The sequence below is a fragment of the Streptomyces sp. NBC_01351 genome (genome assembly GCF_036237315.1).
Taxonomy (GTDB): Bacteria; Actinomycetota; Actinomycetes; order Streptomycetales; family Streptomycetaceae; genus Streptomyces.
Genome location: NZ_CP108356.1, coordinates 4,001,527 through 4,021,491, shown reverse-complemented (window position 1 = coordinate 4,021,491; position 19,965 = coordinate 4,001,527). Strand labels below are relative to the sequence as shown.

General features: G+C 71.9%; 24 protein-coding genes. 11 read left to right on the top strand and 13 right to left on the bottom strand.

Features of this window, described 5'->3' with window-relative positions; all coding sequences use genetic code 11:
• Positions 1 to 63: 63 nt before the first annotated feature.
• Entirely contained in the window at positions 64 to 1,005 is a 942-nt protein-coding gene (locus tag OG625_RS18430; RefSeq protein WP_329381992.1) for a universal stress protein, read from the bottom strand.
• A gap of 170 nt (positions 1,006 to 1,175) precedes the next feature.
• Here OG625_RS18430 and upp point away from each other — a divergent pair, with 170 nt between their 5' ends.
• Entirely contained in the window at positions 1,176 to 1,811 is a 636-nt protein-coding gene (gene upp / locus OG625_RS18425; RefSeq protein WP_329381989.1) for a uracil phosphoribosyltransferase, read from the top strand.
• A 100-nt stretch (positions 1,812 to 1,911) separates the two neighbouring features.
• On the opposite strand, the gene OG625_RS18420 is transcribed toward upp, so the two are convergent.
• Both OG625_RS18420 and OG625_RS18415 read right to left on the bottom strand, forming a co-directional pair.
• Positions 1,912 to 2,568, bottom strand: a complete 657-nt coding sequence (locus OG625_RS18420) for a LytR C-terminal domain-containing protein (protein WP_329381986.1) — start codon at positions 2,566 to 2,568, stop codon at positions 1,912 to 1,914.
• Positions 2,569 to 2,683: 115 nt separating this feature from the next.
• Positions 2,684 to 2,980: a type II toxin-antitoxin system VapB family antitoxin gene (locus OG625_RS18415; protein WP_030010424.1), complete on the bottom strand. Its 297-nt coding sequence runs from the start codon at positions 2,978 to 2,980 to the stop codon at positions 2,684 to 2,686.
• 88 nt (positions 2,981 to 3,068) lie between these two features.
• Between OG625_RS18415 and OG625_RS18410 the strand changes: the two genes are divergently transcribed.
• Both OG625_RS18410 and opcA read left to right on the top strand, forming a co-directional pair.
• A complete protein-coding gene (locus OG625_RS18410) occupies positions 3,069 to 4,700 on the top strand; it encodes a helicase HerA-like domain-containing protein (protein ID WP_329381982.1) in 1,632 nt (543 codons plus the stop codon).
• A 76-nt stretch (positions 4,701 to 4,776) separates the two neighbouring features.
• On the top strand, positions 4,777 to 5,709 hold the full coding sequence (gene opcA / locus OG625_RS18405; RefSeq protein WP_329381978.1) for a glucose-6-phosphate dehydrogenase assembly protein OpcA: 933 nt from the start codon (positions 4,777 to 4,779) through the stop codon (positions 5,707 to 5,709).
• Here opcA and OG625_RS18400 read toward each other — a convergent pair.
• Entirely contained in the window at positions 5,658 to 6,131 is a 474-nt protein-coding gene (locus OG625_RS18400; RefSeq protein WP_329381974.1) for a cupin domain-containing protein, read from the bottom strand. The genes opcA and OG625_RS18400 overlap by 52 nt on opposite strands.
• 85 nt (positions 6,132 to 6,216) lie before the next feature.
• On the bottom strand, positions 6,217 to 6,813 hold the full coding sequence (locus OG625_RS18395; RefSeq protein WP_329381972.1) for an HhH-GPD-type base excision DNA repair protein: 597 nt from the start codon (positions 6,811 to 6,813) through the stop codon (positions 6,217 to 6,219).
• 156 nt (positions 6,814 to 6,969) lie between these two features.
• On the opposite strand from OG625_RS18395, the gene OG625_RS18390 reads away from it, so the two are divergent.
• On the top strand, positions 6,970 to 7,782 hold the full coding sequence (locus OG625_RS18390; RefSeq protein WP_329381969.1) for a VOC family protein: 813 nt from the start codon (positions 6,970 to 6,972) through the stop codon (positions 7,780 to 7,782).
• 103 nt (positions 7,783 to 7,885) lie between these two features.
• Here the strand turns inward: OG625_RS18390 and OG625_RS18385 are convergent, their stop codons facing one another.
• The 3 genes from OG625_RS18385 to OG625_RS18375 all read right to left on the bottom strand — a co-directional run bounded on the left by OG625_RS18385 (position 7,886) and on the right by OG625_RS18375 (position 9,969).
• Positions 7,886 to 8,116, bottom strand: a complete 231-nt coding sequence (locus OG625_RS18385) for a hypothetical protein (protein ID WP_329381966.1) — start codon at positions 8,114 to 8,116, stop codon at positions 7,886 to 7,888.
• Between the two features lie 113 nt (positions 8,117 to 8,229).
• Positions 8,230 to 9,030: an inositol monophosphatase family protein gene (locus OG625_RS18380; RefSeq protein ID WP_329381964.1), complete on the bottom strand. Its 801-nt coding sequence runs from the start codon at positions 9,028 to 9,030 to the stop codon at positions 8,230 to 8,232.
• A 36-nt stretch (positions 9,031 to 9,066) separates the two neighbouring features.
• Positions 9,067 to 9,969 (bottom strand): helix-turn-helix domain-containing protein, encoded by a 903-nt coding sequence (locus OG625_RS18375; protein ID WP_329381961.1) that lies wholly within the window; start codon positions 9,967 to 9,969, stop codon positions 9,067 to 9,069.
• A gap of 420 nt (positions 9,970 to 10,389) precedes the next feature.
• Between OG625_RS18375 and OG625_RS18370 the strand changes: the two genes are divergently transcribed.
• A complete protein-coding gene (locus OG625_RS18370) occupies positions 10,390 to 10,863 on the top strand; it encodes a carboxymuconolactone decarboxylase family protein (RefSeq protein WP_329381957.1) in 474 nt (157 codons plus the stop codon).
• A gap of 91 nt (positions 10,864 to 10,954) precedes the next feature.
• Complete coding sequence (locus tag OG625_RS18365) at positions 10,955 to 11,446, top strand: hypothetical protein (RefSeq protein WP_329381954.1); 492 nt, start codon at positions 10,955 to 10,957, stop codon at positions 11,444 to 11,446.
• Positions 11,447 to 11,456: 10 nt separating this feature from the next.
• On the opposite strand, the gene OG625_RS18360 is transcribed toward OG625_RS18365, so the two are convergent.
• Positions 11,457 to 12,080: a DinB family protein gene (locus OG625_RS18360; RefSeq protein WP_329381950.1), complete on the bottom strand. Its 624-nt coding sequence runs from the start codon at positions 12,078 to 12,080 to the stop codon at positions 11,457 to 11,459.
• Positions 12,081 to 12,297: 217 nt separating this feature from the next.
• Between OG625_RS18360 and OG625_RS18355 the strand changes: the two genes are divergently transcribed.
• Positions 12,298 to 12,717: a TOBE domain-containing protein gene (locus OG625_RS18355; RefSeq protein ID WP_329381948.1), complete on the top strand. Its 420-nt coding sequence runs from the start codon at positions 12,298 to 12,300 to the stop codon at positions 12,715 to 12,717.
• Between the two features lie 13 nt (positions 12,718 to 12,730).
• Here OG625_RS18355 and OG625_RS18350 read toward each other — a convergent pair whose 3' ends face one another.
• Together OG625_RS18350 and OG625_RS18345 are read right to left on the bottom strand one after the other, a co-directional pair.
• Entirely contained in the window at positions 12,731 to 13,177 is a 447-nt protein-coding gene (locus tag OG625_RS18350; protein WP_329381944.1) for a molybdopterin-dependent oxidoreductase, read from the bottom strand.
• Positions 13,178 to 13,228: 51 nt separating this feature from the next.
• Positions 13,229 to 14,104: an NmrA family NAD(P)-binding protein gene (locus OG625_RS18345; RefSeq protein ID WP_329381941.1), complete on the bottom strand. Its 876-nt coding sequence runs from the start codon at positions 14,102 to 14,104 to the stop codon at positions 13,229 to 13,231.
• Positions 14,105 to 14,277: 173 nt separating this feature from the next.
• On the opposite strand from OG625_RS18345, the gene OG625_RS18340 reads away from it, so the two are divergent.
• A complete protein-coding gene (locus OG625_RS18340) occupies positions 14,278 to 14,625 on the top strand; it encodes a DoxX family protein (protein ID WP_329381938.1) in 348 nt (115 codons plus the stop codon).
• On the opposite strand, the gene OG625_RS18335 is transcribed toward OG625_RS18340, so the two are convergent.
• A complete protein-coding gene (locus OG625_RS18335; RefSeq protein ID WP_329381935.1) occupies positions 14,615 to 15,364 on the bottom strand; it encodes a scabin-related ADP-ribosyltransferase in 750 nt (249 codons plus the stop codon). The two genes, OG625_RS18340 and OG625_RS18335, sit on opposite strands and share 11 nt — an antisense overlap.
• A 194-nt stretch (positions 15,365 to 15,558) precedes the next feature.
• On the opposite strand from OG625_RS18335, the gene OG625_RS18330 reads away from it, so the two are divergent.
• Positions 15,559 to 18,492 (top strand): FAD-binding and (Fe-S)-binding domain-containing protein, encoded by a 2,934-nt coding sequence (locus tag OG625_RS18330; RefSeq protein ID WP_329381932.1) that lies wholly within the window; start codon positions 15,559 to 15,561, stop codon positions 18,490 to 18,492.
• Here OG625_RS18330 and OG625_RS18325 read toward each other — a convergent pair.
• Entirely contained in the window at positions 18,489 to 18,692 is a 204-nt protein-coding gene (locus tag OG625_RS18325; protein WP_329381929.1) for a hypothetical protein, read from the bottom strand. The genes OG625_RS18330 and OG625_RS18325 overlap by 4 nt on opposite strands.
• Between OG625_RS18325 and OG625_RS18320 the strand changes: the two genes are divergently transcribed.
• Together OG625_RS18320 and OG625_RS18315 are read left to right on the top strand one after the other, a co-directional pair.
• A complete protein-coding gene (locus OG625_RS18320) occupies positions 18,687 to 18,812 on the top strand; it encodes a hypothetical protein (RefSeq protein ID WP_329381927.1) in 126 nt (41 codons plus the stop codon). The genes OG625_RS18325 and OG625_RS18320 overlap by 6 nt on opposite strands.
• Positions 18,813 to 18,855: 43 nt before the next feature.
• Positions 18,856 to 19,959, top strand: coding sequence for a TDT family transporter (locus OG625_RS18315; protein WP_329381924.1), 1,104 nt, complete (start codon positions 18,856 to 18,858; stop codon positions 19,957 to 19,959).
• Positions 19,960 to 19,965: the final 6 nt, after the last annotated feature.

The window sequence follows — 19,965 nt, the reverse complement described above, 5'->3', positions numbered from 1 at the left end:
CCCCTCGCACCCACCTTCCCCCGAACAGCCCGTTTGATGCCACCCATGCGCAGGTCAAGCAGGTCAGGCGTCGTCCGAGAGGGTCGGGACGACCGCCACCGGGCCCTGCGCGTGCTGGAGGACCGCGTTCGCCACCGAGCCGATCGACAGGGACATGGCGCTGCGCCGCGGGTGGTGGCGGCCGACCACGACCAGGGCTGCCGACCGGGAGGCCGTGACCAGGCGGCCCGCCGCGTCGCCGGGGACGGCGGCCTGCTCGACGGGGACGTCCGGATACCGGGTCCGGAAGGGCGCCAGCCGCTCCGTCTGGGACCGCAGCATCTCCCGCTCGGCCGGTACGGCGTCCCCGTCGTCCGCCAGCCCCTCGGGCGGGATCACCGCGAAGGGGCTGTCGATCACCATGGTCGGCGAGGGCGGGATGACGTACGCGGAGACCACCTGGACGGCGGTCCCCCGCGCGGCGGCCTCCGCGAAGGCGAAGGCCAGTACGTCGTCGGGGGTCTCGGCGGCGTGCAGGCCGAGCACCACCCGCCCGGCCGAGGCCTCCGCGTCGGCCCCCGCCGAACGCTCCTCGTGCGGGATCACCACGACCGGGCAGGGCGCCGTCGTCGCCACGGCCCGGCTGTTCGAGCCGAGCAGCAGCGTGGCGAAGCCGCCGCGCCCCCGGGATCCCATGACCAGCATCAGCGCCTCGGCTCCGATCACCCGCAGTGCCTCGGGGACGGAGCCCTCCAGCGACTCGTACCGGACGTCCCGCGGCAGCTCGGCGCCGCCTTCGGCGAGCAGGGCCCGTATCCGATCGCTCACCAGGTCGGTGTACTCATCCGGCTCCGACGCGGAGTGAAGTGCGGAACGCCGGCCCGCATACAACTGGGCGTGGTCGGGCAGGACATGTGCGATCAGCAGCCCGGTGCCGTGCCGGATGGCGGCGGCCCGCGCCCAGTCCAGGGCCTTGAGGCTGTGTTCGGATCCGTCGACGGCTGCGATCACCGGTGCGTTCGTCATCAGTCCAGGGTGCTGGGCACGCGGGCGGTCCGCATCCGGGGGCCGGTCGGGGCGCGGGCGGCGGTGGGGTGCGAGGGCGCGGAGGGGCCGTGTCAGCGCGTAGCCTTTTGGGTGTGGGTCGCGTCTCGCGGCCGTTTTTGCAGGTCGCAGGCCGAATTTTGGAGGATGTTGTGCGTTTGCAGGTAGTCGATCACCCCTTGGTGGCGCACAAGCTCACGACCCTGCGCGACAAGCGCACCGACTCCGCCACCTTCCGTCGGCTCGCCGACGAGCTGGTGACCCTGCTCGCCTACGAGGCCACGCGCGACGTGCGGACCGAGCAGGCGGACATCGAGACCCCGGTGGGCCCGACCACCGGTGTGAAGCTCTCCCACCCGCGTCCGCTGGTCGTGCCGATCCTGCGCGCCGGTCTCGGCATGCTCGACGGCATGGTGCGGCTGCTCCCGACGGCCGAGGTGGGCTTCCTGGGCATGGTCCGCAACGAGGAGACCCTGGAGGCCTCCACGTACGCGACGCGCATGCCGGAGGACCTCTCGGGCCGGCAGGTCTACGTGGTCGACCCGATGCTCGCCACCGGCGGCACGCTGGTCGCGGCGATCCAGGAGCTGATCAAGCGCGGCGCCGACGACGTGACCGCCGTGGTGCTGCTGGCCGCGCCGGAGGGCGTGGAGATCATGGAGCGCGAGCTGGCGGGCACGCCGGTGACGGTGGTGACGGCCGCGGTGGACGAGCGGCTCAACGAGCACGGCTACATCGTGCCGGGGCTGGGCGACGCCGGTGACCGTATGTACGGCTCGGCCGAGTAGAAGTCCGGCGGGTTCAAGTCGGCCGGTGCGGCGCCGCTGCCGGGGCTCCGCCCCGGACCCCGCGCCTCACACGCCGGCGAGGCTGACATTGCCGACCGGCTCAGCACTTGACGGGTGCGGGTGCGGGGTTGGCCAGGAGGGCCAGGGCCGCGTCCGCGGCTTCCTTCGTGTTCAGTTCCTTGAAGGCGTCTCCCAGGATCAGGTCGACGTCCGCGGTCTCGCGGGCGTCGGTCTGATGGGTGGCGCCGGCCAGGTGGGTGCCGAGCACGGCGAAGACGGCCTTGTCGGTCGCGGGGGAGCTCAGCAGTATCCCGGTGCCGGGGACCTTCTTGTCGAAGTCGGCGGGGGCGTTGCCCACCTTGCCGATGACGAAGCCGCGTTTCTGCAGTTCGTCGCCGACGGCCTTGGCGAGGCCCGCGCGCGGGGTCGCGTTGTAGACGTTGACGGTGATCTCGCCGGGCTGCGGGAGGACGACCGTGGGTTTGGCCGAGGCAGCGGCGGGGCCGCCCTTGGCCGCGGTGCCGGCGGCCTTGGTCGGACAGTCCTTGGCGCCCGAGGCCGTATTCCGTTTCGGGCTGTCGCCCTGGAACACGTCGATGAGCTGCAGGGCCCCGAAGGCGAGCAGGCCGAGTGCGAGGACCGATCCGAGCACGGCGAGGACGATCTGCCGACGGCTCCGCTTACGGCTCATGCGGGGGTAGGCGGCTCCCGTGACGCGGTACTTGCCGCCCATGCCGGGGGGAGTGAGCATGCTCATGGGCGCAGCGTAATGCCGCCGGGGGGCGATGCCTACTAAATGATCTGCTGATAGGTCAATGGAGACCCGAAAGGCGCAATCCACGCGAAGCGGAAGTGCGGAAGCCCGGAGGGCATCAGTCCATTTCGAGCACGCGCGCGTGCAGCACCTGACGCTGCTGGAGGGCCGCGCGCACGGCGCGGTGCAGCCCGTCCTCCAGGTAGAGGTCGCCCCGCCACTTCACGACGTGCGCGAAGAGGTCGCCGTAGAAGGTGGAGTCCTCGGCGAGCAGGGTTTCCAGGTCCAGCTGCCCCTTGGTCGTCACCAGCTGGTCGAGCCGGACCGGGCGCGGCGCGACGTCCGCCCACTGCCGGGTGGTTTCCCTGCCGTGGTCGGGGTAGGGCCGTCCGCTTCCGATGCGCTTGAAGATCACACGGAAAGCCTACCGGGCCGGTGCCTGCGGGCGCAGCCTCGCTGCGTTGGTGCAAAAGTGGCAAACAGGGCTATTTCTGGAGTGATGCATGAGCGAGAGCACCGACGCCGCCGTCTCGACGGACCGGGCCGAGCAGCAGGCGGACGAGGCGGGCCCGGCCGGACGGATCGCCGCCGGGTACGCGTTCACGGGCCCCGCGCTCGACCTGGGAGCACTGCTCTGGGACGGCGCCTGCCTGCCCGAACGGCAGATCCGCATCCCGCTGTCGATGCTCAACCGGCACGGTCTCGTCGCGGGCGCCACCGGCACCGGCAAGACCAAGACGCTCCAGCTGATCGCCGAACAGCTGTCGGCGAACGGCGTCCCCGTCTTCCTCGCCGACATCAAGGGAGACGTGTCGGGGATCTCCGCGCCGGGCGCGCCGGGCGAGAAGATCGACGAACGGGCCCGCGACGTGGCCCAGAGCTGGCAACCCACCGGACACCCGAGCGAGTTCTACTCCCTCGGCGGCATCGGCCCCGGGATCCCGGTCCGCTCCACCGTCACGAGCTTCGGCCCGGTCCTGCTGTCGAAGGTGCTCCGGCTCAACCAGACGCAGGAGCAGTCGCTCGGCCTGATCTTCCACTACGCCGACACCAAGGGCCTGGAGCTGATCGACCTCAAGGACCTGCGCGCGGTGGTCGCCTTCCTCGTCTCCGACAAGGGGAAACCCGAGCTCAAGGGCATCGGCGGACTGTCCACCGTGACCGCCGGGGTGATCCTGCGGGCACTGACCGCCTTCGAGCAGCAGGGCGCGTCGGAATTCTTCGGCGAGCCCGAGTTCGACACGAGCGAGTTCCTCCGGACGGCCGCCGACGGGCGCGGCACGGTCTCCGTACTGGAGCTGCCGGCGGTCCAGGACAAGCCGCAGCTCTTCTCCACCTTCCTGATGTGGCTGCTCGCCGACCTCTACAACGACCTCCCGGAGGTCGGCGACCTGGAGAAGCCCAAGCTCGTCTTCTTCTTCGACGAGGCCCACCTGCTCTTCAACGGAGCCTCGAAGGCCTTCCTCGAAGCCATCACCCAGACAGTCCGCCTCATCCGCTCCAAGGGCGTCGGCGTCTTCTTCGTGACCCAGACCCCCAAGGACGTACCGGCCGACGTCCTCGCCCAGCTCGGCAACCGGGTCCAGCACGCGCTGCGGGCCTTCACCCCCGACGACGCGAAGGCGCTGAAGGCGACGGTGAAGACCTTCCCCAACTCCGAGTACGACCTGGAGGAGCTGCTCACCCAGCTCGGCACCGGCGAGGCCGTCATCACCGTGCTCAGCGAGAACGGCGCGCCCACCCCCGTCGCCGCGACCCGTCTGCGCGCCCCGCAGTCGCTGATGGCGCCGATCGAGGCGGGAGCGATGGAGCAGGCGGTGAAGGCCTCGCTGCTCTACTCGCGCTACGCGGAGCCGATCGACCGCGAATCGGCGTACGAGAAGATCAGCGCCGAGCAGGCCGCCGCCGAGGCCGAGGCGGAGGCGGCAGCGGCGGCCGCCGAGGCGGAGAAGCAGGCCAAGGAGGCCGAGAAGGAGGCGGCGCGGGCCGCGCGCAGCGCCCCGAAGCCGGATCCCTCGCTGGCCGAGCAGGTGGTGGGCAGCGGGCTGTTCCGCTCGCTGGCCCGGTCGATCGGGACCCAGCTCGGACGGGAGATCTCCCGCTCGATCTTCGGGACGGCCCGCCGGCGGAGGTGACATTCCCGGACCCGTTCCAGGCGGAGTCGAGCGAACCGATTGCCGCTACCCGGGTGCGCGCTGACAGACTCGTCGCATGCGGACCGAACTCACCGACACCACGTCCAGCAAGGTCAACCGTGCCCTGCTCGAAGCCCGCCGGGCCATAGGCAGCCCCACCATGGGGCTGGTGCTGACGCTCGTCGTCGTCACCGACGAGGAGAACGCGTACGACGCCGTGCGCGCGGCCTCCGAGGCCTCTCGGGAGCACCCGTGCCGCATCATCGCGGTGATCAAGCGGGTCTCGCGCGGCCCGCTCACGCTCAGGGCGACCCGGATGGACGCCGAGCTGCGGGTCGGCACCGACGCCGGGACCGGGGAGATCGTGCTCCTGCGCCTGCACGGCGCGCTGACCGAGCACACCGCCTCCGTCGTGCTGCCGCTGCTCCTGCCGGACGCGCCCGTGGTGGCGTGGTGGCCCGCCTACGCCCCCGCCGACGTGGCCGGGGATCCGCTGGGCGCCCTCGCGCAGCGCCGGATCACCGACGCCGCGGCCGCCGCGGACCCGGTCGCCGTGCTCGACGAGCGGGCCGCCGGCTACCAGCCCGGCGACACCGACCTGGCCTGGACCCGGCTGACCCAGTGGCGGGCGCTGCTGGCCGCGGCCCTCGACCAGAAGCCGCTGCCGGTGACGGGCGCGACGGTGGAGAGCGAGGCCGACAACGTGAGCGCCGAACTGCTGGCGCGCTGGCTGGAGGACCGGCTCGGGGTGCCGGTGGACCGGGTGGAGAGCCCCGGCCCGGTGATCACCCGGGTCAGCCTGCGGACCTCGGGCGGCGAGATCCGGGTGGACCGCCCCGCGGGCGCGCTGGCGACCCTGGTCCTGCCGGGGAGCGTCGACCGCAAGGTGGCCCTGAAGATCCGCAGCAACGCCGAACTGATCTCGGAGGAGCTGCGCCGCCTCGACGCCGACGTGGTCTACGGCTCCGCGCTGCGGCGGCGGCCGCTCCAGGCGGCGCTCTCCGCGTAGTGGTTGTCGTAGGTCGAGGAGCTGTCCTTGATGTCCTGGACGGTGGCCTCGCCCTTGTTGACCCGGCCGAGGAGCCGGTAGTAGTCGAAGCGGCCCATGCCGGGGGTGAAGCCGACGAAGACGCTCGCCGTGTGGCCGGCGGCGGGGGCGAAGGCGTGCTTGACGCCCGGCGGGATCGCGACGAAGTCGCCGGCGCGGAGCGTCTGGACCTCGTCGCCGACGAGCAGGTCGAGCCGGCCCTCGGTGACGTGGAAGAACTCGGTGGCCTTGGTGTGGAAGTGCACCGGGGCTCCGGCGGCGCCCTCGTCGAAGGTGGCGGTGTTGCAGGTCAGCTCGGCAGTGTCGGTGAGGAGGGTGATGAGGCTGCCGGGGGCGTCCTGGATGGCTTCGGCGGTGGCTGCGCGGGTCACGATGTCTGTCATGTCTCCAAACTACGGCGTGGATCGACCGGTATCAGGGGTCAATCAGGGGCGTGTCAGACCGGTCAATTGACGCGCTGTGCGGACCTCACGGGGAGGCCTTGGCGGCCTTCGCCGCGGCCTTCATCTCCTGCTTGTGCGCCCGCACCTTGGCCAGGGACTCCGGGCCCGTGATGTCCGCCGCCGAGCGGTAGACGTTCGCCTGTCCGTACCCGCCCGCGGCCTCCCGCCAGCCCTTCGGCCGCACCCCGAGCCGCTTGCCCAGCAGGGCGAGGAAGATCTGCGCCTTCTGCTCCCCGAAGCCCGGCAGCGCCTTGAGCCGCTTCAGCAGCTCCTCGCCCGTCCCCGCGTCGGCCCAGACGGCCGCCGCGTCCCCTTCGTAGTGCTCGACGAGGTACGCGCACAGCTGCTGGACGCGCTTCGCCATCGACCCGGGGTAGCGGTGCACGGCGGGCTTCTCCGAGAGCAGCGCGGCGAAGGCCTCGGGGTCGTACGCGGCGATGGCGTGCGCGTCCAGATCGTCGGCTCCGAGCCGCTGGGCGATCGTCCAGGGCCCCGAGAACGCCCACTCCATCGGCACCTGCTGGTCCAGCAGCATCCCGACGAGCGCGGCGAGCGGGCTCCGGCCGAGCAGCGCGTCGGCTTCCGGCTGCTGGGCCAGCCGGATGGTGATGTCGTCGTCCATGGCTCCAGGGTCCCGCGCGCAGGCTCTTTCCGCGCGGAGGCGCTTCGCGCGGAAGAGCCCGCGCGCGGTTGTCGGTGCCCGCCCCTAGCGTGGTTCGTGCAGTCGTGCAGTCGTGGAGTCGAACAGTCGAAGAGCAAGCCAAGGAGTCGATCGATCATGGTTGAGTTCACCGAAGGCGCGCCGTGCTGGGTGGACGCGATGTTCGCCGATGTGGAGGGCGCCAAGTCCTTCTACGGCGATGTGCTGGGCTGGACCTTCGGCGAGGCCAGCAGCGAGTACGGCAACTACACACAGGCCTACTCCGACGGCAAGGCCGTCGCCGCCGTCGTCCCGCCGATGCCGGGTGTCGACGCGCCCTCGCAGTGGTGTCTGTACTTCGCCTCGCCCGACGCGGCGGCCACCGCCACGAAGGTCACGTCGGCCGGCGGTGAGGTGCTGATGGGCCCGATGCAGGTCGGCACCTTCGGATCGATGGTGATCGCGAAGGAGCCGAGCGGGGCGGTCTTCGGCGTCTGGCAGCCGGGTGACCACAAGGGCTTCGAGAAGATGGGCGAGGCGGGCGCGTACGCCTGGGCGGAGGTCTTCACCCGGGAACCCGCCAAGGCGGACGAGTTCCTGCCGAAGGTCTTCCCGTACGGCTCCCAGCAGATGGACGCCGGCGACGACCCCGAGATGGAAGGGATGGACTTCAAGGTCTTCAGCCTCGGCGGCCCCGAGAACGCGGTGCTGGGCCGGATGAAGATGGACGACGACTTCCCGCCCGAGGTGCCGCCGTACATCCAGGTCTACTTCGCGGTCCCGAACTGCGACGAGGCGGTCACGAAGGCCAAGGCACTCGGCGGCAAGCTGCACTTCGGCCCGATGGACAGCCCCTTCGGGCGGTTCGCGGCGGTGACGGACCAGCAGGGAGCGGCCTTCGCGGTGATCGACCTGGGGACGACGGTCGGGGAGATGCCGAAGTTCGAGTGACGGTGACGGTGGCGGTGACGGTGACCCGCTGAGCCGTCCGTACGCATGCCCGTGCCCCTGCCGGTGATACACGCCAGGGGCACGGGGGTGTGGGGGGTGTGCGTCAGCGGTGGACGTGGTGCACGACGGCCGGCTGGTACGCGAACCAGGCCGCGGGGTGCGCGGGCTGCAGCAGCAGTGGGGCGGGCCAGAGCGGGGACGGGGCGAGGAGGACGTACCCGTAGGGGGGAAGCGGGTACGAGTTGCTCTGCGGAGCGGCGGCCTGGGCGGGGGCGCAGGTGAGGAAGGCGGTGCTGAAGGCGAGTGCCGCGGCGGCGGCGATGTTCTTGATCACGGGTGGAGGAATATCGGCCGGGGGGTGTCGCCGAACAGGTTTCTGAGCCCGGCTTCACCCGTATGCCGGAGTCCTTTCACTGCAGAAACGACGCTTCAGCCGCGGCCCCGGAATCAGCTGCGGATCAACGACATCAACAGCTCGTGGGTTTCGGCATCGGCGGCCACGACGAGTCCGCGGCCGCGCCCGTCCCGCCCGACCGGGGCGCCGTCGATCCCGGTGACCACGCATCCGGCGGCCCGGCACAGCGCGATGCCCGCGGCGAAGTGCACGCTCCCGGAGAGGTCGCCGCCGTCGGTGACGTACGCGGCGCGCTTGCCCGCGGCGACCCACGCCAGTGCCAGGGTCGTGGACACGACGCGCGGCCGGAACCGCTCGACGAACACGGGGTGGGCCAGCAGGTCGACGGCCCGGAAGCCGGGGGCGCCGGGGAACGGCGGGTCGAGGTTGACGTCGACCAGCCGGGTGGCGGAGGTGGGGGCCAGGAGCTCGTCGTCGGCCCCGTCCCGGCGTACCCGGGCGGTCTCGCCGTCGGTGAAGAAGACCTCACCGCTGAAGGGGTCGGCCACGGCCGCGGCCCCGTCGCGCAGCGCCACGTTGACGGCCACCAGCATGTTGCCGACGGCGTAGTTCAGCGTGCCGCACAGGGGATCCACCAGCCACTGCCGCGCGGCCTCGGCGGCCCCCCGCTGCCCGCCTTCCTCGCCGAGCAGGGCGTCATCGGGACGGGCGGCCCGGATGACGTCGAGGATCGCTTCCTCGGCCGAGACGTCGGCGGCGGTGGCGAAGTCCCCGGCGCCCTTGTCGATGCGGTCGAGCCGCCGGCCGTACATGTCCCGCACGACGTCCGCACCGGCGCGGGCGGCGGCTATGGCGACGCCGGTGTCGTCAGGATTCGCGTATGAGTTGATCACGCCGCACCCTACTTCGCGGGCTCGTGCCGGCGGGGGTCATGCGGCCTCGGCGGTCCCGGCTTCGCCGCAGTCTCCGCATCTGCCCGGGATCGGGCTGCGGAAGGCGCGCTCGCACTTGTCGCAGGTCTGGAACGGATCCGGCGGTACGTGGGCGTGCCCGCCGTAGAGGGGCCCGAGCAGCGGCGGGAGTTGGGCCGCGAGGCGGTGGGCGATCAGTCCGGCCGGATTGCGGGGGGAGGCGGGGAGGTTCGCCGTCAGCGCGGTCACCACCGCGTCCGAGGACGCACCGCGCTCCAGCCAGGCCTCGACGCCGGGTGCGAGCCGCTGGAAGTCCCGCTCGCCGAGCAACAGCCGGTGGTCGAAACGGCGCAGCCGCCCGAGCAGCTCGGTGGCGGCCTGGCGCCGGGCGGGGGACACGTCGGAGGGCGCGGGTACGGGGGCTGCTGCGGCCACGGCTACCGGAGCGGGCGGCGCGTGGTTGTCGGCAGGGGGCTCGGGTTCGGGCTCGGGTTCGGGCACAGGCTCGGCCTCGGGCCGGACCTCTGCCGCGGGCTCCGCCGGTACGGGGGCTACGGGCGCGGGCCGCGGAACGGGGCGGGGCGGTGTGGGATCCGACCTGGACCCCGGCCTGGGCTCTGACCTGGGCTGCTGCCTGGACTCCGGCCTGGGGCCCCGCTCGGGGACGTGTCCCGGGCGGTTGTAGGACACCGTCCGGGTGATGATTCGCCCACCGGGCAGATGTTCCTGCGTTCGGCTGAGATATCCCGCGTGCTCCAGCTCGCGGAGGGCGGAGGCGATCCGGATCTCGCCCTCGGTGAACCGTCCGGCCAGGTCTTTGATGCCGATCCGCGTGCCGCCGGGCACCGACTGGATGTACAGGCCCAGCCCGATCGCGGTGAGGGACAACTCGCGGTGCTGGGCGAGGTGGTTGCCGACCACGGTGAAATGCGACGTGTGACGGACATGGGCGTGGCGTACGCCGGACGGGAAGACCGGGCGCGCGTTAAAGTGCTCAGGAGCCATGTGGAAGGTGAAGCTTCCTCGTTGGTCAGGCCCTCGTTCGGGATTCGCAGTCCCGGCGGGGGCCGTCTCATGTCTGGGGTTTGTCGGGCAGAGCATATGCCAGGCAACCGGCTCCGAATCCAGCCCAGTTGGCACATGTCACCCGTGTGAGTGACCGGCCGATTCCGGGAGGCTGGAGGGGTCGGGCTGGGTCCTTTCTCTCGTTACTGCGGAGCAAAAGAAAAATCGTGGATCGCCGCAACGTGACGAACCACGACCCGGTGGGGTGCCCCGCGGCGCGGCGAAAACTACGGTGCCCAGTTGTGTAGCCACCGACAAATCGCAGGGGAGAAGACCATGGGTCCGCGTTTGAACGTCTTCGGCAACGCGACCGCAGGCACGCTGATGAACCACTTCGCCTCGGCGAGCAAGGCGATCAAGGAATCTTCGCTCCCGGTCGTGACGCAGGATCTGGTGGCGCTGCGCGTGAGCCAGATCAACGGGTGCGGTTTCTGTGTCGACATGCACAGCAAGGACGCGTACGCCCATGGTGAGGTCTCGGTGCGCCTCCACCTGGTCGCGGCGTGGCGGGAGGCCACGGTGTTCACCGAGGCCGAGCGGGCGGCGTTGGAGCTGGCGGAGCAGGGCACCCGGATCGCGGACGGGGCCGGAGGCGTCACGGACGAGGTGTGGGCGAATGCCGCCAAGCACTACGACGAGGATCAGCTGGTCGCCCTGATCAACCTGATCGCCCTCATGAATACCTTCAACAGGCTGAACGTCATGCTTCAGATACCCGCCGGCGAATATCAGCCGGGCCAGTTCGACTGAACGGTGTTGTAAAACCCTTTCGGCGCAGGTTTGCCGCACGAATGGTGGAGCTTCGGGCGAATTTCCGACCCGCGCCGATAGGGTGTGAATTATGGAGGAATGCCTGGAAGGGTGGAACGACTTCAATGTCGCCATGATGGGAGCGGCGGGGGCACTCGCCGGCCTCGTGATCGTGGCGGCAAGTGTCAATATCGCCGAGGTCGTCAAAACCCCGTCGCTCACATCGCGACTGGCCGGCGGCATCGCCGGCCTCGTGCTGGCGCTCTCGGGCTCTGCGATGGGTCTGGCCCCAGGGGTCTCGCCGATGGCGTACGGCTTGCCGATGGCCGTACTCGCCGTCGGTGCCGGGCTCTTGCAGGTGCAGGCGACGAGACGGATCTACGCGAACGACCACCCCGGCAACCAGATGAAGTTCGGCAAGGCTGCTGTCGGCTTCGTCGCGCCCCTCGCGTACCTCGTCGGAGCCGTGCTCCTCGTCGCCGGGTCGCCACAGGGCGTCGCATGGTTCGCCGCCGGTTCCATCATCGCGATCATCACGGCGCTCGTCATCTCCTGGATCGCGCTGGTCGAAGTCCTGCGCTGAGCCGCTCCGCTCAGGGCTGTCCTCCGCGGGAGCGGTAGAGGTCGCGGAGGAGGGCGATCTCCGAAGCGTGGTGCAGCAGTTCCTGATTGACCCACCAGGCGATGTCGATGAAGGGCTCCTCCGCGTCGCTGCCGTGCGGGTAGGTGCAGTGCCCAACGGTGTCCAGCGCGGCCTCGTCGATGCTCAGCAGCGCGTCGCGCCAGGCGGTGGCGGCGGTGTCGAAGCCGGGTACCGCGCCCGCGACGTCACCCTCGACGCGGTAGTCGTTCCGGGTCCGGGAGCGGGTGCCGGCCGTGTGGTCGGCGCGCAGGGTCAGCATCTCGGTGAGGTGGCTCAGGCGCCACGCGATCGTGGTGAACGGCGGAGGCGAGGGGTGCGGGTAGGCCGCGGCGTCCCGCCCCCAGTCGCCGGCGCCGGCGAGGAGCGTGGCCCGCGGGCCGGGCCCGTCCGCGCGGCGGCGTACGGACCAGCAGTCCGCGACCGGCTCCCAGAGGTACTCCGCGTCCGTCATGGGGCCGACCTTGGTGTCCGAGCCGTCGCCGCTGTCCATGACGGGGCCCGCCATACGGTCGACGAGGCGCCGGTGGGCGAAGTCGAACTGGGCGAGCAGGGGGATCAGGCGGGGTGGCGTCATGCGGGCGAGGGTAGTTGGCGGCCGGTTCGGCCCCTACGGATTTACGCGGAGCTCGCCGGGGAGAAGCCCGGAACAACGGCACTTACGAGCCGAGCGGGTGGTTCCGGTTGGTGGATGCGACGGGTTGAACGCAAGTCAAGGGCACGGTGTTTACGGTCGATTCGTGTGGTTCCCACCGGACCCGCACGAAGCCGATACGTAAGAGGTCGAACGACTCATGAGCCTGAGCATCCGCAACCAGATCACCGGCACCGTCACCACCGTCACCACAGGTGAGGCCATGGCGACGGTCAAGGTCCGGCTGGGTGGCGGCCAGGACATCACAGCCGCCATCACCGCCGACGCCGTCAAGGACCTGGGCCTGGCCGAGGGGTCCGCCGTCAAGGCGCTCGTCAAGGCCACCGAGGTCGCCCTCGCCACCGGGCCCGTGGACGGGATCTCGATCCGCAATCAGATCGCCGGCACCGTCGCCGACGTGGCCGTCGGTCCCGCCATGGCGTCCGTCAAGGTCGACGTGAACGGCGGCGGGCTCACCGCCGCCATCACCGCCGACGCCGTCGAGGCGCTCGGCCTGGCCGCCGGGTCCTCCGTGGTGGCGCTGATCAAGGCGACCGAGGTCTCCCTCGCCAACGCCTGAGGGGCCGGACGGTTCAGAGGCCGAGGGTCGGCGGGGACAGGGCGCCGAACCATACGTGGGTGACGGCGCTGACGTACCGCGCCCCGCAGCGGTCCGTGGGGACCACCAGTTGGCAGCCCGGCTCGTCGAGGTCCTCCCCGTCGAGCCGGGTGGCCAGCAGGACCGGGTTGCCCGCGAAGTCCCCGTCCAGCTCCGCCCAGGACAGGACGGTGTGGTGCCCGTCCCCGCCGCTGATCGCGAGCATGAATCGGCTCCGGTCCTTGCGTCGACGGGCATCGAACGCCGGACCCGCGTCCGCGATCACGTCGTGGAGCAACGCTCCCTCGAACACGTGGTGTTGCGGCCCGTTCGTCGCGCAGTCGAACGTGACCACCGCGCGGTGCTGCTCCCATGAGCGCAGGTCCGCGACGCTCAGCTTCGCCGGGTGGTCCAGGTCTCCGTGCAGGATCAGTTTGGCCATGGGGCTCTCATGCCCGGACTGATGGAGTTCAGAACCTCATCTGCAAGGTTTTTAGGTCGATGTGGATCGCATATCGCATTTCACTGGGTGCTGATTCCTTGCATGGGCCCGGAACGTGTCGGCGTGGTCGGTGGCCCACCGGTCGAAGCTGCGCGGCGGGCGGCCGAGGATCCGCTCGACCGTCGGGGTCACCTCGGCCACCGAGCCGGGGACCGTCGCCCACATGTCCAACATGAAGGAGATCCCCTCCTCCGGCCAGCCCTCGGCCCGCCACTGGAGGCGCGCCTGGTCGTCGGTCAGTGCGGTGAAGCGCAGCTCCCGGCCGGTCGCCCGCGCGATGGCCGCGACCTTGTCGGCGGGGGTGAGCGCTTCCGGGCCCGTGACGACGTAGCGCCGGCCGGCATGGCCGCCCCCGGTCAGGACGGTGGCGATGACGTCGGCGACGTCGCGCTCGTCGGCCGAGGCGGTGCGGCGGGCGCCGTACGGCTCGCGGACCTCGGCGGTGGCGCGGATGGCGTCGGCCCAGCCCAGGGCGTTGGCCATGTAGTCGATCGGCCAGACGAAGGTCCACTCCAGGCCGCTGTCGCGGACGGCGCGTGTCAGCCCGCCTTCGGAGCCGTCCGCGAGGACCGTGATGCGCCGTACCCCCGCCCCGGCCGCCATGGCCGTGATCTGTGGACCGGTCCGCAGTGGGGCGTGGTCGTGCCCGGTCGCGCCGATCAGGTGCACGGCGCGGGCGCCCTCCAGGGCGGCGGCCAGGGTCTCCGGCTCGGTCAGGTCCCCGACGGCCACCTCGACCCCGGCGGGCAGGTCGGCCGCCGCGGCCGGAGTGCGCGTCAGCGCGCGCACCCGGTGGCCGTCCCGCAGCAGCCGGCCGACCACGTGGCGGCCCAGAGTTCCCGTCGCACCCGTCACCAGAATCGTCATACGGGGGGCGGTAGGCGGGATGTAGGTCAGATCCCGGCCGCGTTCGAACTCCCGGAAAAGAATTTCGGCGGGGCTGTCACACACGCCCCGTGCGGCGGGTCAGAGGAGTGAAGCAGGCGGGAAACCCGACCGGAGCGAGGATCGCACCGGAGCCCGTCTCCAGAGGAGTCCAGATGTCCACCACCGCCGTTGTTTTCGCTCTGGTCGGCGCGCTCATGGTCGGTTTCTCGGCCTACTCGGTCTTCGCCAAGGCCGAGTTCGTCGTCGGGCCGCTGGCCGAGTACGGGGTCCCGCGCTCGTGGTGGACCTGGCTGGGCGTCGCCAAGGCGGCCGGGGCGCTGGGCCTCGTGGCCGGGCTGTTCGTACCGGCCATCGGCGTCGCCGCGGCGATCGGGATCGCCCTCTACTTCGCGGGGGCCGTGCTCACGACGTTCCGGGCGAAGGCGTACGCGCACGCCGTCTTCCCGATCATGTACGCGGCCCCCGCGGTGGTCGCTCTGGCGCTCGGGTTCAGCGGCTGAGCGCCGCCGCCGGTTCGTCGGCCGGTCCGTCCGCCGTGCGGAAGGGTGCGAAACCCCGGTTGTCCTTGCAGCCGAGGTTCTCGTACGTATTGACCTTGGTCACCGGGTCGGTGCCGGTCAGGCGGATCTTGCAGGCCTGCTTGATGAAGCGGCCCTCGACCCCGCCGGGGAAGTCGATCTCCTTGTTCCACAGGTACGGCGACTCGTAGCCGTTGGCCCAGGCGGTGGAGTTCACGTCGATGCCGCCCGGCGCCTCGATCTCGTAGACCCAGCCCGTCTTGGCGCTGCCGTAGGTGGCGAACTTCTCGGCCACCCACTTCTCGCAGCTGGTGCTGAGGTGCGCGCTGGTCTGGCCGCCGCCCTTGACGATGTACTCGGCCAGGGGGATCAACTGGTCGCCGCGCGGGGTGAATCCGGTCCGGAACAGCTCCTCGACGTTCTCCCGGGTGTCGCCGCGCCACAGGGTGTTGTCGTCCGCGCGCCAGTGCCAGTTCTCCGACTGCGCGGTGGCCTGGACGGCGTAGGCGATGAACGGGTTGGTGGTGGTGCTGAACCAGTCCCACGCGTCGAACTCGGTGACCGGGCCGCAGGGGCTGGTCTCGGGGGTGGGGGCGGATGGCGTGGGGGCGGATGCCGTGGGTGCCGATGCCGATGCCGTGGGTGTGGCCGAGGCGGGGGCGATGGCGGCGGCGGAGGCGAGCGAGGCGGCGGCGAGGACCTGCAGAGCGGCCTTCAGCATGGTGAGTGCCCATCAGTTGATCAACATGACGGGCCCTTTTATAGCGAGATGTCGCAGCGGGGATCGAGGCCGACGGAGGGTGATCACCCGGACGAGTGGCCCGCCGTGTGCGGGGCGGCCCTGAGCGGGGAACGGGATCGGACACCATGGGGGCGCACCCCCGCCCGACACCGCGCACAGGAGCGGAGAGCACCGTGACGACGAGGTTCCAGACCCCCGCGGGCCACGATGCGGCAGCCGTGACCCGGGCCCTGGCCGGAGGGGACTGCGGGGAGGTCGCCGGGGACGCGGGCCGGCGGGCCCAGTACTCGGCCGACGCGTCCAACTACCGCCAGGTGCCGCTGTGCGTGGTCCTCCCGCGCGAGCGGCGGCACGTCCTGAACGCGCTCGCCGTGTGCCGCCGGCTGAAGGTGCCGGTCACCGCGCGCGGCGCCGGCACCAGCACCTCGGGGCAGGCGGTCGGCGCGGGGGTGGTGCTCGACTTCTCCCGCTGGTTCAACCGGCTGATCGCGCTCGATCCGGCCGCCCGCACCGCCACCGTGGAACCGGGCATCGTCCTCGACGACCTCCAGCGGGCGGCCGCCGGGCACGGCCTGCTCTTCGGCGCCGACCCCTCCACGCACAGCCGCTGCACGATCGGCGGGATGATCGGCAACAACGCGTGCGGTACGCATTCCCTCGCCTGGGGCCGTACCGCCGACAACGTGGCCGCGCTCGAAGTGGTCACCTACCGGGGCACGGTCGTCCGCCTCGGCCCGATGACCCGGGAGGAGGTCGCCGAAGCCGTGGCGGCGGACGACGACCGAGGCCGGCTGATCGGGGCGCTGCACCGGCTCGCGCAGGACAACCTGGAGACCCTCCGCACCGAGTTGGGCCGCTTCCCGCGGCAGGTGTCGGGCTACGGGCTGGAGCACCTGCTGCCCGAGCACCGCTTCGACCTCGCGAAGGCCTTCGTCGGCAGCGAGGGCACCCTCGCCGTGGTGCTATCGGCAACCCTGCGCCTGGTCACCCCGCCGCCCGCCCGGACCCTGGTGGTCCTCGGATTCGAGGACGCGTACGCCGCCGCCGACGCGGTGGTGCCGCTGCTGGAGCACCGGCCGCTGGCGCTGGAGGGGCTCGACCAGGCGCTGACCGACGTGATCACCCGGCCGGAGACGCGGGAGGCCGTCGACACCCTGCCCGCCGGGCGGGCCTGGCTCTTCGCCGAGCTCGGCGGGCCGGCGCAGGAACTGCCCGAGCGGGCCCGGGCGCTGGCCGCGGCCGCGCAGGGGGCCGCCGGGTTCACCGGCAGCCAGGTGGTCGGCGACCCGGGGCGGGCCCGCCGGCTGTGGCGGATCCGGGAGGACGGGGCGGGGCTGGCCACCCGGCGGCCCGACGGGTCGGAGGCCTGGCCGGGCTGGGAGGACTCGGCGGTGCCGCCCGCGCGACTGGGTTCGTACCTGCGGGCGCTGGGGCCGCTGATGGAACGGCACGGGCTGAAGGGGGCCCTGTACGGGCACTTCGGCGAGGGCTGCCTGCACGTACGGATCGACTTCGACTTCGGTACGGCCGAAGGCGCCGCCGTCTTCCGGGCGTTCCTGACCGACGCGGCCCGGCTGGTCGCCGAGCACGGAGGCTCCCCGTCGGGCGAGCACGGCGACGGGCGGGCCCGCTCCGAGCTGCTGCCGCTCGTGTATGGGCCCGGGGTGATGGCCCTGTTCGCGGCGTACAAGGACGCCTGGGACCCGGACAACGGGCTGAACCCGGGGATCATCGTGCGGCCGGTGCCCGTGGACGGGAGCCTCCGGGTGAGCCCGCTGCGCAAGGAGCTCCCGCTGACGACGGTCTTCGCCTACGCCGCGGACGGCGGCGACTTCACCAAGGCCACCCGCCGCTGCGTGGGCGTGGGCACATGCCGCGACGCCGAGCCCGGCGGGGAGGTCATGTGCCCCAGCTACCGGGTGACGCGGGACGAGAAGGACTCCACCCGGGGGCGGGCGCGGCTGCTGTACGAGATGACGCAGGGCGAGGTGATCGCCGACGGGTGGCGCTCGAAGGAGGTCCGGGACGTTTTGGACCTGTGCCTGTCCTGCAAGGCGTGCAGCGTGGACTGCCCGGTGGGCGTGGACGTGGCCACGTACAAGTCGGAGTTCCTGCACCACCACTACAAGGCACGGCTGCGTCCCGTCTCCCACTACACGATGGGGTGGCTGCCGGCCCTGGCCCGGTGGACGGACCGGCCGGGCCTGCGGCAGACGGTGAACGCGGTGGCGGGCTCGCGGCTCGCGCCGCTGGTCAAACGGGCCGGCGGGATCGCTCGGGAGCGGGAGCTGCCGCGGCTCGCGGAGCAGACCTTCCTGCGGTGGTTCCGGGAGCGGGAGGCCGGGGGCGGCGGCCGGCGGGAAGGCCACGGGGAAGGTCACCGGGAAGGCCACCGGGGCCCGGTGATGCTGTGGGTGGACACCTTCGGCAACCACTTCGCGCCCGAGGTGCTCAAGGCCGGGGTGGCCGTCCTGGAGGCCGCCGGCTTCGCGGTACGGGTTCCGGACGGCACGCAGTGCTGCGGGCTGACCTGGATCACCACCGGGCAGCTCGGCGTCGCCCGCCGCGTCGCCCGGCGCACCACGGCGGCGCTGGCACCGGCGGTGCGGGCGGGCGTGCCCGTCGTCGGACTGGAGCCGAGCTGCACGGCGGCGCTCCGCACGGACCTGCCCGAACTCCTCGGCGGGGGCACGGAGGTACGGGCGGTGGCCGCGGCCACGGTCACCCTCGCCGAACTCCTCGGGAGCCGGGCGGCCGACTGGCAGCCGCCGCGGACCGGGGCGACGGCCATCAGCCAGACCCACTGCCACCAGCACGCGACCTCCGGGTTCGGGGCGGACGCGGCGCTGCTGGCGCGGATGGGGGTCGACAACACGGTGCTGAAGTCCGGATGCTGCGGCCTGGCGGGCAACTTCGGCTTCGAACGCGCCCATTACGCGGTGTCCGTGGCGGCCGGCGAGCAGGTGCTGCTGCCCGCAGTACGGGCCGCCGCGGCCGAAACCCTGGTCCTCGCCGACGGCTTCAGCTGCCGGACGCAGATCCGGCAGGGCACGGGCCGGGAGGCCACGCACCTGGCCCAGCTGATCGCCGCCGCGCTGCCGGCTTAGGCCGTCTCTTCCAGGTTGAACGCCATGCGCTCCAGGACGGTGACGGCGGTGCGGTAGTCCTCGTCGGAGAAGCCCCGCGTCGACAGGGCGCGGAAGGCGTCGACCCGTACGCCGACCTCGGCGAGGCGGGTGCGGCCACCTGTGGTGAGGGCCTCGGCATCGGCGTTGGCGGCGAATCTCCGTTCGTTGTTGCCGTGCATGCGCGTGCTGAGCCGGAAACGGCGGAGGAACTGCGGGACGCCGTCGGTCCGGCGTTCGGGAAGCTGCGGCGCTCCTCCTTCCTGGAGGCCGAGAACCCGGTCTCCATGACCGACCGCTGATCCACCGGTGGCGGGCCTCCAGGATCCGCGCGATCTTGGAGCCATGGTCACGGTTACGGGCACGGGCACGGGCACACAGCGGCGGGCCGGCGCGGTGCGCGAGCTCGGGCCGAACTGGTACGCCTCGGTCATGGGCACCGCGATCATCGCCAACGCGGGCGTCGCCCTGCCGCTTGCCTTCCCGGGACTGCGCGTCCTGTGCCAGGTCTTCTGGGCCCTCTCCGTCGTCATGCTCGCCGTCCTGCTCACCGCCCGGGCCCTGCACTGGCGGCACCACCGCGACCGGGCCCGCGCGCACCTCCTCGACCCGGCGATGGCCCCCTTCTACGGCTGCCTCGCGATGGCGCTGCTCTCCGTCGGCGGCGGCACGATGCTGGTCGGCAAGGACTGGATCGGCGCCCGTGCGGCCCTCGCCGTGGACACCGTCCTGTACCTCGCGGGCACGGGCATCGGGCTGCTGTCCGCCGTGGCGATCCCGTACCTGATGGCCGCCCGTCACGGCCTCAAGCCCGGCAGCGCCTCACCCGTATGGCTGCTTCCCGTCGTCGCGCCGCTGGTCTCCGCCGCCCTCGGCCCGCTGCTCCTGCCGCACCTGCCGGCCGGCCAGTGGCGGGAGCTGCTGCTGCTCGGCTGCTACGGGATGTTCGGGCTGAGCATGATGGCCACCCTCGTGATGCTCCCCGTGGTCTTCGCCCGGCTGCTGACCGGCCCGCGCCTCCCCCTCTTCCTGACGCCGACGCTCTTCCTCGTGCTCGGGCCGCTCGGCCAGTCCGTCACCGCGGCCAACCAGTTCGCGGACGTCGCGCCCCACGTGGTCCAGGAGCCGTACGCGCAGGGCTTCGGGATGCTCGCGGTGCTCTACGGGGTGCCGGTCATGGGATTCGCCCTGTTGTGGCTCCTGCTCGCCGCCGCGGCGGTCCTGCGCGCCCGGCGGGACGGGATGGGCTTCTCGATGACCTGGTGGGCCTTCACCTTCCCCGTCGGCACCTGCGTGACCGGTGCCGCGGGACTCGCCCGGCACACGGGGCTGCACTTCTACGAGTGGCTGGCCGTCGCCCTGTACGCCGTCCTCCTCGTGGCCTGGGCGGTGACGGCTTGGCGGACACTGCGCGGACTGCTCGCCGGGACACTGCCGCAGCGGGCCTGACCGTCC

What these genes read in the sequence shown, in the direction of transcription:
- OG625_RS18370 (WP_329381957.1), top strand. Translation starts at nt 10,390, where the DNA reads ATGGGTCCGCGTTTGAACGTCTTCGGCAACGCGACCGCAGGCACGCTG.
- OG625_RS18350 (WP_329381944.1), bottom strand. Translation starts at nt 13,177, where the DNA reads ATGGCCAAACTGATCCTGCACGGAGACCTGGACCACCCGGCGAAGCTG.
- OG625_RS18400 (WP_329381974.1), bottom strand. Translation starts at nt 6,131, where the DNA reads ATGACAGACATCGTGACCCGCGCAGCCACCGCCGAAGCCATCCAGGAC.
- OG625_RS18410 (WP_329381982.1), top strand. Translation starts at nt 3,069, where the DNA reads ATGAGCGAGAGCACCGACGCCGCCGTCTCGACGGACCGGGCCGAGCAG.
- OG625_RS18345 (WP_329381941.1), bottom strand. Translation starts at nt 14,104, where the DNA reads ATGACGATTCTGGTGACGGGTGCGACGGGAACTCTGGGCCGCCACGTG.
- OG625_RS18395 (WP_329381972.1), bottom strand. Translation starts at nt 6,813, where the DNA reads ATGGACGACGACATCACCATCCGGCTGGCCCAGCAGCCGGAAGCCGAC.
- opcA (WP_329381978.1), top strand. Translation starts at nt 4,777, where the DNA reads ATGCGGACCGAACTCACCGACACCACGTCCAGCAAGGTCAACCGTGCC.
- OG625_RS18325 (WP_329381929.1), bottom strand. Translation starts at nt 18,692, where the DNA reads ATGCACGGCAACAACGAACGGAGATTCGCCGCCAACGCCGATGCCGAG.
- OG625_RS18355 (WP_329381948.1), top strand. Translation starts at nt 12,298, where the DNA reads ATGAGCCTGAGCATCCGCAACCAGATCACCGGCACCGTCACCACCGTC.
- OG625_RS18335 (WP_329381935.1), bottom strand. Translation starts at nt 15,364, where the DNA reads ATGCTGAAGGCCGCTCTGCAGGTCCTCGCCGCCGCCTCGCTCGCCTCC.
- OG625_RS18420 (WP_329381986.1), bottom strand. Translation starts at nt 2,568, where the DNA reads ATGAGCATGCTCACTCCCCCCGGCATGGGCGGCAAGTACCGCGTCACG.
- OG625_RS18340 (WP_329381938.1), top strand. Translation starts at nt 14,278, where the DNA reads ATGTCCACCACCGCCGTTGTTTTCGCTCTGGTCGGCGCGCTCATGGTC.
- OG625_RS18360 (WP_329381950.1), bottom strand. Translation starts at nt 12,080, where the DNA reads ATGACGCCACCCCGCCTGATCCCCCTGCTCGCCCAGTTCGACTTCGCC.
- OG625_RS18365 (WP_329381954.1), top strand. Translation starts at nt 10,955, where the DNA reads ATGGAGGAATGCCTGGAAGGGTGGAACGACTTCAATGTCGCCATGATG.
- OG625_RS18390 (WP_329381969.1), top strand. Translation starts at nt 6,970, where the DNA reads ATGGTTGAGTTCACCGAAGGCGCGCCGTGCTGGGTGGACGCGATGTTC.
- OG625_RS18430 (WP_329381992.1), bottom strand. Translation starts at nt 1,005, where the DNA reads ATGACGAACGCACCGGTGATCGCAGCCGTCGACGGATCCGAACACAGC.
- OG625_RS18315 (WP_329381924.1), top strand. Translation starts at nt 18,856, where the DNA reads ATGGTCACGGTTACGGGCACGGGCACGGGCACACAGCGGCGGGCCGGC.